This window comes from Haloplanus aerogenes (assembly GCF_003856835.1).
In the GTDB taxonomy this organism is placed as follows: domain Archaea; phylum Halobacteriota; class Halobacteria; order Halobacteriales; family Haloferacaceae; genus Haloplanus; species Haloplanus aerogenes.
On sequence record NZ_CP034145.1, the window covers coordinates 242,644 to 255,797 of the forward strand.

General features: G+C 66.7%; 13 protein-coding genes. All 13 read right to left on the bottom strand.

Features of this window, described 5'->3' with window-relative positions:
* Positions 1-22: 22 nt before the first annotated feature.
* On the bottom strand, positions 23-919 hold the full coding sequence (argF, locus tag DU502_RS01245) for an ornithine carbamoyltransferase (protein WP_121921082.1): 897 nt from the start codon (positions 917-919) through the stop codon (positions 23-25).
* Positions 916-1,989: a [LysW]-lysine hydrolase gene (locus DU502_RS01250; protein WP_121921081.1), complete on the bottom strand. Its 1,074-nt coding sequence runs from the start codon at positions 1,987-1,989 to the stop codon at positions 916-918. Before DU502_RS01250 ends, argF begins: the two co-directional genes overlap by 4 nt.
* Positions 1,986-3,110, bottom strand: coding sequence for an aspartate aminotransferase family protein (locus DU502_RS01255; protein WP_121921080.1), 1,125 nt, complete (start codon positions 3,108-3,110; stop codon positions 1,986-1,988). Before DU502_RS01255 ends, DU502_RS01250 begins: the two co-directional genes overlap by 4 nt.
* The gene (locus DU502_RS01260; protein ID WP_121921079.1) at positions 3,107-3,934 is read right to left on the bottom strand and encodes an acetylglutamate/acetylaminoadipate kinase; all 828 of its coding nucleotides are present in this window, start codon (positions 3,932-3,934) and stop codon (positions 3,107-3,109) included. Before DU502_RS01260 ends, DU502_RS01255 begins: the two co-directional genes overlap by 4 nt.
* 1 nt (position 3,935) lies before the next feature.
* Entirely contained in the window at positions 3,936-4,979 is a 1,044-nt protein-coding gene (argC, locus tag DU502_RS01265; RefSeq protein WP_121921078.1) for an N-acetyl-gamma-glutamyl-phosphate reductase, read from the bottom strand.
* Positions 4,976-5,836 carry a lysine biosynthesis protein LysX gene (gene lysX, locus DU502_RS01270; RefSeq protein ID WP_121921077.1) on the bottom strand — a complete coding sequence of 287 codons (861 nt, stop codon included), beginning with the start codon at positions 5,834-5,836 and terminating at the stop codon, positions 4,976-4,978. The genes argC and lysX overlap by 4 nt, the downstream gene beginning before the upstream one ends.
* 2 nt (positions 5,837-5,838) lie before the next feature.
* A complete protein-coding gene (locus DU502_RS01275) occupies positions 5,839-7,032 on the bottom strand; it encodes an argininosuccinate synthase (RefSeq protein ID WP_121921076.1) in 1,194 nt (397 codons plus the stop codon).
* A gap of 399 nt (positions 7,033-7,431) precedes the next feature.
* Positions 7,432-8,049 (bottom strand): hypothetical protein, encoded by a 618-nt coding sequence (locus tag DU502_RS01280; protein ID WP_121921075.1) that lies wholly within the window; start codon positions 8,047-8,049, stop codon positions 7,432-7,434.
* A 42-nt stretch (positions 8,050-8,091) separates the two neighbouring features.
* Positions 8,092-8,913, bottom strand: coding sequence for a uroporphyrinogen-III C-methyltransferase (gene cobA, locus DU502_RS01285; RefSeq protein WP_121921074.1), 822 nt, complete (start codon positions 8,911-8,913; stop codon positions 8,092-8,094).
* 17 nt (positions 8,914-8,930) lie between these two features.
* The gene (locus DU502_RS01290; RefSeq protein ID WP_121921073.1) at positions 8,931-9,233 is read right to left on the bottom strand and encodes a DUF6360 family protein; all 303 of its coding nucleotides are present in this window, start codon (positions 9,231-9,233) and stop codon (positions 8,931-8,933) included.
* The gene (locus DU502_RS01295; RefSeq protein ID WP_121921072.1) at positions 9,233-10,999 is read right to left on the bottom strand and encodes a nitrite/sulfite reductase; all 1,767 of its coding nucleotides are present in this window, start codon (positions 10,997-10,999) and stop codon (positions 9,233-9,235) included. Before DU502_RS01295 ends, DU502_RS01290 begins: the two co-directional genes overlap by 1 nt.
* Positions 11,000-11,375: 376 nt before the next feature.
* Positions 11,376-12,221 (bottom strand): formate/nitrite transporter family protein, encoded by an 846-nt coding sequence (locus tag DU502_RS01300; protein ID WP_158601177.1) that lies wholly within the window; start codon positions 12,219-12,221, stop codon positions 11,376-11,378.
* Positions 12,222-12,565: 344 nt separating this feature from the next.
* Entirely contained in the window at positions 12,566-13,153 is a 588-nt protein-coding gene (locus DU502_RS01305) for a diacylglycerol/polyprenol kinase family protein (RefSeq protein ID WP_121921070.1), read from the bottom strand.
* Position 13,154: the final 1 nt, after the last annotated feature.

Sequence of the window (13,154 nt, forward strand, 5' to 3'; positions counted from 1 at the left end):
TTCCGGTTCGGCGTGCGGTATCCTACGCCAGCAGTTCGACGAGTAGGCCGGCCTGCGCGTGCAGCCGGTTTTCCGCCTGTTGCCAGACGATGGACCGGTCGCTCTCGACTACCTCGTCGGTGATCTCCTCGCCGCGGTGGGCGGGCAGGCAGTGCATCACGAGGGCGTCGCTCCCGGCGAGGAGGTCGTCGTTCACCTGATACCCCTCGAACGCCGCCAGTTTCTCCTCGCGTTCGTCTTCCTCGCCCATCGACACCCACACGTCGGTGTAGACCACGTCTGCCCCGTCGACGGCGTCGGCGGGGTCGTCGACGAGCGTCGGCGTCGGACCGAGGTCGGCCGCCCGCTCCAGTACGTCGTCGTCGATGCCGTACTCGGGGGGCGTGGCGACGACGAGGTCGAGGTCGGCGAGCGCCGCCCCGAGGACGAACGACTGCGCGACGTTGTTGCCGTCGCCAACCCAGGCGACGGTCACGTCGTCGAACCCGCCGAAGCGCTCGCGGATGGTGAGCAGATCCGCGAGCGTCTGGCAGGGGTGGGCGTCGTCGGTCAACCCGTTGATCACCGGCACGTCCGAGTAGGCGGCGAGTTCCTCGGCGTCGGCGTGGTCGAACAGCCGCGCCATGATGGCGTCGGAGTAGCCGGCGAGGGCGCGCGCGGTATCCTTGACGGGTTCGCCGCTGCCGAGGTGGATGTCGTCCGGGCCGAGGAAGATGGCGTGTCCGCCGAGGCGGGTCATCGCCGTCTCGAACGACGTTCGGGTGCGCGTGCTCGGCTTCTCGAACACCATGGCGAGCGTCTGCCGGTAGAGTTCCGTGTCGTCTTCGCCGGCCTTGATGGCCGCCGCGCGATCCAACACCGTCTCCAGGTCCTCGGCCGTGAGGTCGTCCACGTCGAGGAGGTGGGTCGTTTCGATCATTGCGGTGGTTGCAAGCGTTGACAGGCGTCGATCAACACCTCGATGGAGCGGTCGTACTCGTCCAGCGCGAGGTGTTCGTTCGGCGCGTGGTCCAGATCCGAATCGCCCGGCCCGTACGTAATCATCGGGCAGTCCCAGACCGAGGCGAAGACGTTCATGTCGGCCGTCCCCGTCTTACGGAGGAGACGCGGGTCGCCCCCGGCCTCGCGGATGGCCGCCCGGAACGCCCGCGCGACGGGCGTCCGCGGACTCTCCATCACCGGCGGCACCCGGTCGTACCAGTGGACGGTCCCCGTATCGAGTTGGCCGTCGGCCATCTCGCGTACGTCCCCCACCGTGTACTCCGGGGGGACGCGGAACTGCACTTCCATCGTCGCCTCGACGGAGAGGCCGTCCGCGCTGGGGCCCCCCTCGAACGACGTGGGCTTGCAGGTGACGCGCTCGAAGACGGGGAGGTACTCGTCGGGGTCGAACTCCTCCTCTACTCGTGCCCACCAGTCCATCGCGTCCTGAATCGCGTTGTTCTCCGGCCGGGAGGTGTGCCCCGACTCGCTGGTGGCGACGTACGTCCCGGCCAAGAGTCCACGATAGCCGAGCGTGATGCCCGTCCATCCGCTCGGTTCGCCGTTGATTAGGGCGCCGGGTTCCGGGCGGTCGCTCTCGATGACGTGGCGCGAGCCACGGGAGTCGACCTCCTCACCAACGACGCCGAGGAAACTCACGCCGGTCTCCACCGCGGCGACCGCCATCGCTGCCAGCGGCCCGGTCGCGTCGACGCTCCCGCGACCCCAGAGTTCCTTTCCACGCTCCACCTCCCGGATCTCGACCGGGATGTCGCCCGGCACGGTGTCGATGTGGGAGGTGAGGAGGACCGAATCGTCCGCCGGCGCGTGGACGTTCCCCACCTCGTCGATCCACACCTCGCGGTCGTGGGCCTCGAAGAAGTCGACGAGGCGCTGGGCCGCCGCTTCTTCCTCGCCGGAGGGCGAGGGGATGGCGACGAGGTCGACCAGCAGTTGCTGGGCGTCCGTCAGTTCCGCGTCGGCCACGTCGGGAAGCGCCTCGGTCATCCCAGTACCGCCTCCAGTGAGTCGACGAACTGGTCGGCGTGGCTCTCGCCGATCGTCAGCGGCGGCAGGAGGCGGAGGACGGTCCGCCCGGCCGGCAGCGCCAGTACCTGCTCGTTCAACGCGAGATCACGCAGGAGCCGGTTCGATCCCCGCTTCACCTCGATGCCGATCATCAGCCCCTGTCCGCGCACGTCGCGGATCGGGAGATCGGTCTCCTCGATGGACTCCATCAGGTAGCTCCCCACGTCCGCCGCCTGCGTCGGCAGATCCTCGTCGACGACGACGTCGAGGGTGGCGTTGGCGGCGGCGCAGACGACGGGCCCGCCGCTGAACGTCGACCCGTGTTCGGGGTCGGCGTCGGCGATCCAGTCCGCACACACCGTCGCGCCGAGGGGCAGGCCGCTGGCGATGCCTTTCGCCGTCGTGAGGATGTCCGGTTCCACCTCGGAGCGCTCGCACGCCCAGAGCGTGCCCGTCCGCCCCACGCCGGTCTGAATCTCGTCGAAGACGAGGGCGGCGCCCGCCTCCTCGGTCACTTCCCGTGCGCGACGCAGGTACGTCGCGTCGGCGGGGTGGATGCCCCCCTCACCCTGGATGGGTTCGAGGAAGACGGCGGCCGTCTCCTCGTCCACGGCGTCGGCGAGTTCCTCGCCGTCGCCGTAGGAGACGAACTCGATGCCGTCGACGAGGGGTTCGAACGACTTCTTGTACTTGTCCTTCCACGTCATCGACAGGGCACCGAGGGTACGGCCGTGGAAGCCACGGCGGGTGGCGACGATCTTTCCCCGCCCGGTGGCGTTGCGGGCGAACTTCAGCGCCGCCTCGTTGGCTTCCGTCCCGGAGTTACACAGCCAGACGTTGTCGAGTCCCGGCGGCGCCACCGTCGCCAGTTTCTCGTACAGTTCCGTCCGCGCCTCGACGGGGTAGGACGCCTGTACGTACATGAGGTCCTCGACCTGCGACTTCACGGCGTCGACGACCTGCGGGTGGCAGTGGCCGACGGGCGTGACGGCGTAACTCGCGCCGAAGTCGAGATACTCCGTGCCGTCCTCGGCGTAGAGGTAGGCCCCCTCGCCGCGTTCGATGCCGATGGGCTTCTCCGAGAAGACGAATCCGCTCATGTGTCCTCCAGGGCGCTCGGGTGGATGTGTGTACCGCTTTCCCCCAGTGCTGCCGTGACGGGGTCGTCGGCGTTGGCGTCGGCGACGATCACCTCGCTTGCACCGCGCTCCAGCGCCTCCGTGGCGGCCATCACCTTCTTGGTCATGAACCCCTCCGCGGCGTCGGTCAGCGCGTCGTACTCCGCGGGGGTGGTCACCGATTCGATCAGCGTCGACGGGTCGTCGGGGTCGGCGTAGACGCCTTCCACGTCGGTCAGGACGACCAGCGTCGCGCCGAGGGCGCCCGCCACCGCGGCGGCCGCGCGGTCCGCGTCCGTGTTGACGGGCACGCCGTCGTCGGCCAGCATCGGCGGTCCCGCGACGGGCGTGTAGCCGTCTTCCAGTAGCGTCTCCAGCAACCCGGCGTTCACCGACTCGATTTTCCCCGAGTGGTCGCCGCGCTTGATCTTCTTCTTGCCGTCTTCGACGACACGCACGGCGGATTTCCGGGGGCCGGTGATGAGGCCGCCGTCGACGCCCGAGAGGCCGACGGCGTCGACGCCCGCCTCGCGGAAGGTGGCCACGAGTTCGGTGTTCACCTTCCCCGCCATCGCCATCGTGAACGCCTCCATCGTCGCCTCGTCGGTGAAGCGGCCGACGACGCCGCCCGGCGTCTCGACGTACGTGGGGTCGATGCCGAGCCGATCCAGCAGGTCGTCGACGGCCGTCGACCCGCCGTGAACGACGGCGACGGGTTCGCCGTCGGCGACGAGGTCGGCGATGTCGGCAACGGCGCCAGCCGGATCGACCGCTTTGGCGCCGCCGATCTTGACCACGACCGACATCTCACGGCGCCCCCACGGGGTGCAGGCCCTGGAACTCCAGGCCCGCGGTCTCCTCGAGGCCGAGCGCGACGTTCGCGGCGTGGACCGCCTGCCCGGCCGAGCCTTTCATCATGTTGTCGATGGCGGAGAACACTACTAACCGCCTGTTCCCGGGGTCGAGTTCGAATCCGACCTCGCCGTGGTTGGTGCCCGCGACGGCCTTCGGTTCGGGGTAGCGGTAGACGCCACCGCCGCCGGCGACGGTGCGCATGAAGGGTTCGTCGCCGTAGCTGTCGCGGTACGCACCCCACAGCTCTTTCTTCTTCACCGGGCCGTCCGGGAAGACGTGACAGGTCGCGGCCGCGCCACGGGTCATGTCGACGGCGTGGACGGTGAAGGAGACGGAGAGACCGAGGAACTCCTCGATTTCGGCTTCGTGGCGGTGCCCCGTCGGGGCGTAGGGGCGGACGATGCCCGAGCGCTCGGGGTGGGAGGAGGCCGCACCGCCGCCGGCGCCGCCCTCCGAGGAGCCCACTTTCACGTCGACGACCACCTGCTCGTCACCCGAGAGAATATCGGCGTCGAAGAGGGGTTTGAGCCCCAGTATCGTCGCCGTCGCGTTACAGCCGCCGGAGGCGATCAGATCGGCGCCGTCGAGGTTGTCGCGGTTGATCTCCGGCAGGGCGTACTCCGCTTCTTCGAGGAGGTCCGGCCGGTCGTGGCCGTCGTACCACTCGTCGTACTGTTCCTCCGTACTCAGCCGGAAGTCGGCGCTCAGGTCGACGACGGTGTCGGCCGCGTCCTGAAAGGCGTCGATGCGCTCCATCGAGACGCCGTGGGGCGTCGCCGCGAAGAGCACGTCGACGGATTCGAGATCCTGCGGGTCGGTAAAACGGAGGTCCATGTTCCGCAGGTTGGGGTGCTGGTGGCCCACCGTCTTGCGTTCGTAGCTCCGACTCGTCGCCTGCGCCACCTCGAACTCGGGGTGGCCGTTCAGCAGGCGGAGGAGTTCGCCGCCCGTGAAGCCGCTGGCGCCGACGACACTGGCGGTGTAGGTGTCGGTCATGCCGTCGCCTCCTGTGCTGCCTTCGATTCCAGCCAGTCCACGATGGCCGCAGGCACGTCGAAGTCGACACACGAGTCGAGCGCCTTGAACTCCACCGTGTGGTTCACCTCGTGGACGGTGTACGAGTCGCCCGTCTCCATCAGGTCGACGCCGAGCAACCCGCCGCCGACGGCGTCGGAGGCGCGTTTCACGAGATCGGCCACCTCCTCCGTCACCTCGAACTCGTCCACCTCGCCGCCTTTCGCGGCGTTGGTGAGCCAGTGATCCGAACTCCGGGTCATGGCCGCGACGGGTTCGCCGTCGGTGGCGACGACGCGGATGTCGCGGCCGGGCTTCTCGACGAACTCCTGAATGTAGAACACCTTGTGTTCGTAGTGACCGAGGGTGGCCTTGTGTTCCAGAATCGCTTCGGCGGCGCTCCGGGAGTCCACCTTCGCCATCAGGCGCCCCCACGAGCCGATGACGGGTTTGAGGACGCAGGGGTAGCCGAAGGCCTCGATGGATTCGAGGGCGCTGTCGGTGGTGAAGGCCACGTCCGTGTTGGGCGTGGGGACGCCCGCGGCTTCGAGGACGAGGCTGTTTTTCACCTTGTCCGCACAGAGTTCGGCGGTGTCCGCAGCGTTGACCACGGGGATGCCGTAGGCGTCGAGAAAGCGAGTCACGTACTTGCTCCGGCTGGTCGCCAGACAGCGGTCGACCGCGATGTCCACGTCGTCGAACGCCGCAGGCGCTTCGCTGATGTTGAACCGCTCTTTCCGAACGTCGATTTTCGTCACCTCGTGGTCGCGGTCCCGCAGCTCCGAGAGGAGGAGCTTCTCGTCGCGCCTGATCCGCGAGTAGAGGAGTCCGACGTGCACGGCTACTCCTCCTCTTTGGCCTTCGCGAGCACCTTCGCCGCGAGGCGCTCCTGGAAGCCGTGGTACTTCGCGACGCCCGTCGCGTCGGCCTGCGTGATATCGCCCACGTCCTCCGTGTTGAACGAGGCGAAGCTCTCGTCGTAGACGGCGTACTTGCTGTCGCGGCCGACCGGGCGAGCCTGCCCGCCTTCGAACCGGATGGTGACCGTCCCCGACACGCGGGTCTGCGTCTCGTCGATGAAGCCCTCCAGCGCCGCCATCAGCGGCGCGTCGACGAGGCCTTCGTAGCCCTTCTGGGACCACTCGTTGTCGACGAGTTTCTTGAAGTCGCGCTCCTCTTTGGTCAGGACGAGCGACTCCAGCGTCTCGTGGGCGTTGAGGAGCGTCGTCGCCGCCGGGTGCTCGTAGTTCTCGCGAACCTTCAGGCCGAGCATCCGGTCTTCCATCATGTCCGTGCGCCCGACGCCGTACTTCCCGGCCACCTCGTTGAGGTGTTCGATGAGGGCGATCGGTTCCATCTCCTCGCCGTCGACGGCGGTGGGATAGCCGTTCTCGAAGGTGAGTTCGATCTCCTCGGTGTCACCGGACGGGGCGCGCGTCCAGTCGTAGATCTCCTCGCCGGGGACGTGGCCGGGCTGTTCGAGGTCGCCGCCCTCGATGGAGCGACTCCAGAGGTTCGTGTCGATGCTCCAGACGCCCTCGTTGCCGCCCTCGACGGGCAGTTCCTTCTCCGCGGCGTACTCGATCTCCCACTCGCGGGTCAGGCCGAGTTCGCGCACGGGCGCGATGACTTCGAGATCGGAGGCGCGCCAGACGGCTTCGAACCGAAGCTGATCGTTCCCCTTGCCCGTACAGCCGTGGGCGACGGCGTCGCAGTCCTGCTCTTTGGCCACGTCGAGAATGGCCTCGGCGATGACCGGCCGCGCCAGCGCCGTCCCGAGCGGGTAGCCCTGATACGTCGCGTTCGCGCGCACCGAGTCGAGACACTGCTCGGCGAATTCGGCCTTGGCGTCCACGACGTAATGTTCCAGATCGAGCGCCTCGGCCGTCTCCGCGGCCTCCGCGAACTCGTCTTCGGGCTGTCCAACGTCGACCGTGACGCCGACGACCTCGTCGTACCCCCACTCCTCTTCGAGAAGCGGGACGCATACTGTCGTATCGAGGCCGCCGGAGAACGCGAGTGCCACACGTGTCATTACCGACTTCTCGACCCTTCAAAGACTTAAATTCTACGTTTTTGTAATTGAAATAAAATGCGAAACGGGACGCTCACGGGAAGTCGCTGGTGTATCGGACGCACGGGGAGAGTGGGAGAAAGGTGGGCCTAACGGCCCCGTCGTCGCGGTCGTCGGACCGCGGGCGAGAGGCGGACGAGTTCGGACGAGTACGCCGATGTCCGGTCCATTGTCGCTAGAAATCGCGGCTCGCTACTAATATCTTGCGAACGGACGGCGGACGCGGCCGTTTCTACTCCTCTTCTTCGTCGTCGGGGACGACCCGCCTGTGCACCGTCCCACCAGTGAACCGCCGTCGGTCGTGGGGCATGCTAGCATATACGACGACTGACAGCATAACCGTATCGGCGCTCTCTCGGCTCACTGGTGCCTGAGGCGCCGAAACTGTGTGATCGGATCGAGCAGCCAGGTGATGCTCGCGAGGACGACCAGTAACACCGCGGCGAACGGGAGCCCCACCGACGGCACGAGTGCGACGACGACGCCCACCGACAGCGACGCGATGCCGTAGATGATGGCGAGGATGGTCACCGTGATGAAGACACTCTGGCGCTGGTTCGCCCGCCGGTTCGCGTCGATCCAGTCCGCGTAGCCCGTGAGGAGGTCCGTGTGCAGACTGCGCCGGAACTCCCCGTCTGCGTAGCCCCCGTCGGCGATCCACCGGAGATCCTCGGCCCCGACGCCAGCGTGGTACTCGCCGGTCGCGTAGGTGATGGCCGCCGCCGCCATCGCTCCCACGAGGCAGGCCAGACCGGCCAGCGTGAAGGGGTTGAGCAACTCGACGGCTGTGGCCTCCCGCCCGTCGTACACGAACGAGAGCAGACTCAGCAACAGGCCGAGCAGAACGGTGACCACCTGAAACAGCTGGATCGCCTTCCCGTCGACGTTGTCGATGCTCGATAGCTGTTCGTCGAGAAAGCGCCGCGCTTCGGCCAGACTCGTCTCCAGTCCCCCGAGTTCGTCGTCCACGTCTCCCATCCGTAGTCGTACGTCGGCTCGGGAAATAGCAGTTCCCCGGCGTTACTCCGTCGGCACTGGCGGCTCGTCGCGTACCGGCCCGCCGGCCGACCGCGCCGTCCCCGCGGCCCGTAGATACTCCGAGACGCGGTCGCGCACGTCGACCACGTCGCCGACGACGGTGACCGCCGGCGGGTCGATTCCCACCTCGCGGGCACGGTCGGTGATGGTGTCGAGCGTTCCCGTCACCGTGAACTCGTCGGCACGGGAGGCGCGTTCGATCATGGCGACAGGCGTCTCGGGATCGACGCCGCCCGCGCGGAGCGCCGCCATGTTGTCGGGGAGACGGCCCACACCCATCAGGATCACCAGCGTCCCGCCGGCGGTGACGGAGCGGGCGAGGGCGCCCCAGTCGAGGGCGCTGTCCGCCTTCGTCGGGTCCTCGTGCCCCGTCACGACGGTCAGGCTGGACGCGTGGTCGCGGTGGGTCGGGGGAATGCCGGCGACGCTCGCGCCAGCGACGGCGCTGGTGATGCCGGGGACGATCTCGAAGGGGACGCCCGCCGCCGCGAGTTCCTCCGCTTCCTCACCGCCGCGGCCGAACACGCAGGGGTCGCCGCTCTTGAGGCGGACCACGTCGTCGCCGGCGGTCGCGTGCCGGACCATGCGGTCGTTGATCTCGGCCTGCGTCGTCCGCTCGCCGTCGCCGCGCTTGCTCACGTCGATCAGGTCGACCGACGCGGGCGGCAGATCGCGGATCGTCTCGCTCACCAGGCCGTCGTAGAGCACCACGTCGGCCTCGTCGAGCAAGCGACGGGCTTTCACCGTCAGGAGATCGGGATCACCCGGCCCGGCGCCGACGAGATAGACCGTGCCGACGCGCATCTATCGGTCGCCTCCCGTCATCGTCCCCGCCCTCCCGGCACGTCCTCGCCGGCCTCGGCGTTCGCCGCGTAGCGCTCCAGTTCGGCCGCCAGCCCGCGTGCCTGGTCCGGCGAGAGCGTCAGGCAGTCGGCGTGGGGTTCGACGTGGTCGAGATCCGAGCCGTCGAACTCCATCCGGAGGCGGACCGTCCCCGGCGACTCCTTCGGCCGATCCACGTCGACGACGGCCGCCGACTCGTCGCGCCAGTCCGGCCCGACCGCGTGGCCTTCGACGAAATCGAAGGTCGTGTACGCCGTCACGTCGAGTAGTCTGATCGGCATCAGTCCGACGAGATGGGGATGTCGTCGACGGTCGTGGGGGCGGGGCTCGGGTCGTCGGTGAACGGGTACCACGACTGCTTGGCGTCGTGCATGTACGGGTCCTCGTAGTCCGTCTCCTCGGGTTCACAGAGGTCGACGATTGGCTCGGTGCCGAAGTCCTCGACCCACTCGCGGAAGGTCTGGCCGTCCTCGCGGTGGGCGGCGAACGCTTCGACCAGACTCCGGATCGCGCCGGGCACCTCGTCGGCGGGCACGCGCTGGCTGACCCACTCGACGAACTCGGGGTGAGGGCCGAGGCCGCCGCCGACGCCGATGTCGAGCGCCTCGACGATTTCGCCGTTCTTCTGGGCGCGCATCCCCTGCAGGCCGATGTCGGCCGTGTAGGCGTGGCCGCAGTCGGCGGTACAGCCGGAGTAGTGAATCTTGATCGTGTCCACGTCGTCCGGCACCTCGACGTTCGTGTTCAGCCAGCGGAGCGTCCGCGTCAGGCGAAGTTTCGTCTCCGTGAGCGCCAGCCCGCAGAACTCCGTGCCGGTACAGGCCATGCCGCCACGCTCGAACGGCGACGGTTCCGGTCGATGGGTGTCCAGCAGGGGTTCGTCGAGGAGGGCGTCGAGCGACTCCTCCTCGACATCCATGATCAGCGGGTTCTGGCGCCGGGTGAGTCGGATCTCGCCCGAGCCGTACGCCTCGGCCACGTCGCCGAGGGCGATGGCTTCCTGGGCAGTCATCCGACCGACGGGGACGTTCAGACCGACGTAGTAGTCGCCGCTCGGCTGTTCGTGGACGCCGACGTGGTCGGTCTTGCCCGCCTCCGGCGGCTTGCCCGCGTTGTACGTGTACTGCTCGCGGAAATCCCGCCCGGCACGGTGGAGGTCGATATCGACGTACTCCTCCTGCAACAGGTCGCGGATCTTCTCCGTCCCCCGGTCGTCGACGAAGAACCGACTCCGGTTCTTCTGGCGGTTGTCCCGCCGACCGTGTTCGTGGTAGAGTTCGACGAATCCACGAACCACCTCGTAGGCGTTCTCGGGCCGGACGAAGGTGTCGATGCTCCGCGCCCGACGTGGCTGGCGCCCGCCGAGGCCGCCGCCGATCCGGACGTTGAAGCCGGTGACGACTTCCCCATCGATCTCTTTCTCGGCGGGTTCGAGGCCAATCCCGTTGATCGCGTCTTGGGCACAGCCTTCCCGACAGCCGGTGACGCTGATGTTGAACTTCCGGGGCATGTTGGCGAGGTCGTTGTCGCCCCGGAGATCCTCTTGCAGGCGTTCGAGAAGGGGTTGTGTCTCGACGAGTTCCGCCTCGTCCTTGCCCGCGACCGGACAGCCGACGATGTTGCGCATCGTGTCGCCGCCCGAGGAGCGGGTCGTCACGCCGACCGACTCCAGTTTCTCCCAGATGGCGGGCACGTCCTCCAGGTTGATCCAGTGAAGCTGGATCGACTGGCGGGTGGTGAAATCGAGCCAGGCGTCGCCGAATTCGGGGTTGTCGACCGGGCCGGTGGCGTACTCGCGGGCCACCTCGCCGATGGCTCGGAGCTGTTCGCCGGTCATCTGCCCGTTGGCGTTCGTCAGCCGCATCATGAAGTACGACTCCTGCCCGTCGCGCTGGTGGAAGACACCCCAGAACTTGAACCGCGAGAACCACATGTCCCGCTCCTCTTCGGGGATCGACTCCCACCCCTTCTCGGCGAACTCGAGAATCTTCTCGCGAACCTCGTCGCCGTACATTCCCTCCTTCCAGGTCTCTTTCTTGTTGCTCATGGCCGCCCTCCGAAGCTAGGCATTCGTCCAGCTTTACTCCTAATATCTTCAATAGGTGTAGTGTTTGTCACGTCAGATTATCTGTTAGTTCGAGATTATAAGCATAACCGTTTACAAACGGATATTTTAACATGGTTGGATCGATGCCTGTTCGGTTTATTATGGAATATTCCGCATATAAGGTTGTATTTCGTCGACTCGCTCGCTATTGAGTGGACATTCGTTGTCCAAAATCCGGAAACGTCGTCGTCGAACGTGTCGGCGGCAGTCGTCGGATCGCGTCGGTCGCGCGCCTCATTCGGATTGTTGTAACTGTTTACCGGAGAGTCGTCGTGACGTGTCGACGACTCTCCGGTAATGACTTACAACAACCGTATCAGTCGTCCGCGCTGGCGATGTTCCCCTCGTCGCCGAAGGAGTCGTCGGCCGAGAGGTCGATCTTGTACGACTCGTTGATGTACCAGTACGCCGCGCCCATCATGACGACGCCGGCGAAGGTGTTGCCGACCGTGACAATGGAGATGTTGTAGGCCATGTTGACCCAGTTGATCGCCGCGGGGCCGGCCTGTCCGGTCGTGATCGTCAGGAAGTTCGCCAGCGAGAGCACGGTCATGTTGGCGACGCTGTGTTCGAAGCCCGTTCCGATGAACGCCAGCAGGCACCACCAGATCATCACGAGTTTGGCGATGGCGTTCTCGAGGCGGAAGTTGCTCCACACCGCGAGCACGACCAGCCAGTTACAGAAGATGCCCTGAATGAACAGTTCGAGTGGCGAGAGGGTCATCTTCGTCTCCGCGACGGCGTAGACCAGCGTCGGATCGGAGAAGACGCCACCCCAGGCCGCCATCGCGGCGACCAGCAGGGAGCCGAAGAGGTTGCCGATCCACGACCACACCCACACCTTGCCGAGTGCGCCCCAGCTAGTGCGCCCCTCCAGGGCACCGACGCCCATGATCATCGCGTTGCCGGTGAACAGTTCGGAGCCGGCGACGATCACGAGGCTGAGTGCAATCCCGAAGGCACCGGCCATCACCACGCCGCGGAGGGGTTCCAGCGGCGTCCCGACCATCGGGGTCCCCAGTGCGAAGATGAGGAGGATCGCGAGACCGATGTACGCCCCCGCCATCCCCGCGTGGATGAGGTACGCCGGGAGTTTCTTGTCGATCAGTTCGATCTGTGCTGCTGCCGCCTCGCTGACACCGTCGAGCGTGTTGTCGTACACCTCACTCACCTCCCTCGTCTACTGCCGACCGCGTACGTGGGACGTTCGCATCTATGCCGAGACTCGGCCGGAATGTTTGCTTTGGTTCCTTTTCAATAGACGATCGTCCGGGTATTTCGGAATGAAGGCCATTTTCCTTCATATTTCGTCGGATAGTCGATCTTACTGCCCGTATATAATCCTGATCATTAGGCCTCTAATTTTTTCCAAGGTATGCACCATGAATTGAGGAATATCTCTGGCATATATAGTTCATATGTCCAAATATAAGGTCTCGAATCGGAGTTCTGACGGGCGACGCCCTCGCCCGACCGAGTGTCGGGCGACATCCCGGCCGCGAGGCGTCACGCGCTCACGCGTAGCACGAGCCAGATTCCCAGACACGCAACCGGGGGGATGGTCAGGTTGTCGTCGAGGACGTAGCCGCGCACGACGGGTGTGAAGCCGTCGGCGACCGTCGCGCCGGCGCTTCCGACCGCCGCGGCGACGAGCGCCGGCGGGAGGGGGACGTGCGGCACCAGCACCAGCGCCGCCAGCGCGAAACAGACACCGAACATGACCGCGATGACGCTGGCGCGTTTGGCTCGCCCCGCCTCGTTCGATCCGAGGAGGCCGCTGATCGGATCGCCGAGCGTCAGCATCAGCATGCCGGGGACGGCGACCAGCGGGTCGAACACGAGCGCGACGCCGGCCATGCTGAACATGTAGAGCGCGTAGCCGGCGACGTTGTCCCGTTCGTACTCCCGCGTGAGCGTCTCGTAGATGGCCCAGTCGAGGCCGATCCAGAGTCGGATCGTCTCGAGCCCCGCGGCGACGCCGGCGCCGACGAGAAGGAGCCAGCGGAGCGTCGTCCAGTCGGCCAGTCCCAGCAGGTAGAGCGCCGGGAAACCGACGCCGCTGGCGTGGACGGCGCGCCGCCGGAGTTCGGCCATG

Excerpts from the sequence above, each read along its gene's own strand:
- argF (WP_121921082.1), bottom strand. The coding sequence starts at position 919 with ATGATCGAAACGACCCACCTCCTCGACGTGGACGACCTCACGGCCGAG.
- DU502_RS01250 (WP_121921081.1), bottom strand. The coding sequence starts at position 1,989 with ATGACCGAGGCGCTTCCCGACGTGGCCGACGCGGAACTGACGGACGCC.
- DU502_RS01255 (WP_121921080.1), bottom strand. The coding sequence starts at position 3,110 with ATGAGCGGATTCGTCTTCTCGGAGAAGCCCATCGGCATCGAACGCGGC.
- DU502_RS01260 (WP_121921079.1), bottom strand. The coding sequence starts at position 3,934 with ATGTCGGTCGTGGTCAAGATCGGCGGCGCCAAAGCGGTCGATCCGGCT.
- argC (WP_121921078.1), bottom strand. The coding sequence starts at position 4,979 with ATGACCGACACCTACACCGCCAGTGTCGTCGGCGCCAGCGGCTTCACG.
- DU502_RS01275 (WP_121921076.1), bottom strand. The coding sequence starts at position 7,032 with ATGACACGTGTGGCACTCGCGTTCTCCGGCGGCCTCGATACGACAGTA.
- DU502_RS01280 (WP_121921075.1), bottom strand. The coding sequence starts at position 8,049 with ATGGGAGACGTGGACGACGAACTCGGGGGACTGGAGACGAGTCTGGCC.
- cobA (WP_121921074.1), bottom strand. The coding sequence starts at position 8,913 with ATGCGCGTCGGCACGGTCTATCTCGTCGGCGCCGGGCCGGGTGATCCC.
- DU502_RS01290 (WP_121921073.1), bottom strand. The coding sequence starts at position 9,233 with ATGCCGATCAGACTACTCGACGTGACGGCGTACACGACCTTCGATTTC.
- DU502_RS01295 (WP_121921072.1), bottom strand. The coding sequence starts at position 10,999 with ATGAGCAACAAGAAAGAGACCTGGAAGGAGGGAATGTACGGCGACGAG.
- DU502_RS01305 (WP_121921070.1), bottom strand. The coding sequence starts at position 13,153 with ATGGCCGAACTCCGGCGGCGCGCCGTCCACGCCAGCGGCGTCGGTTTC.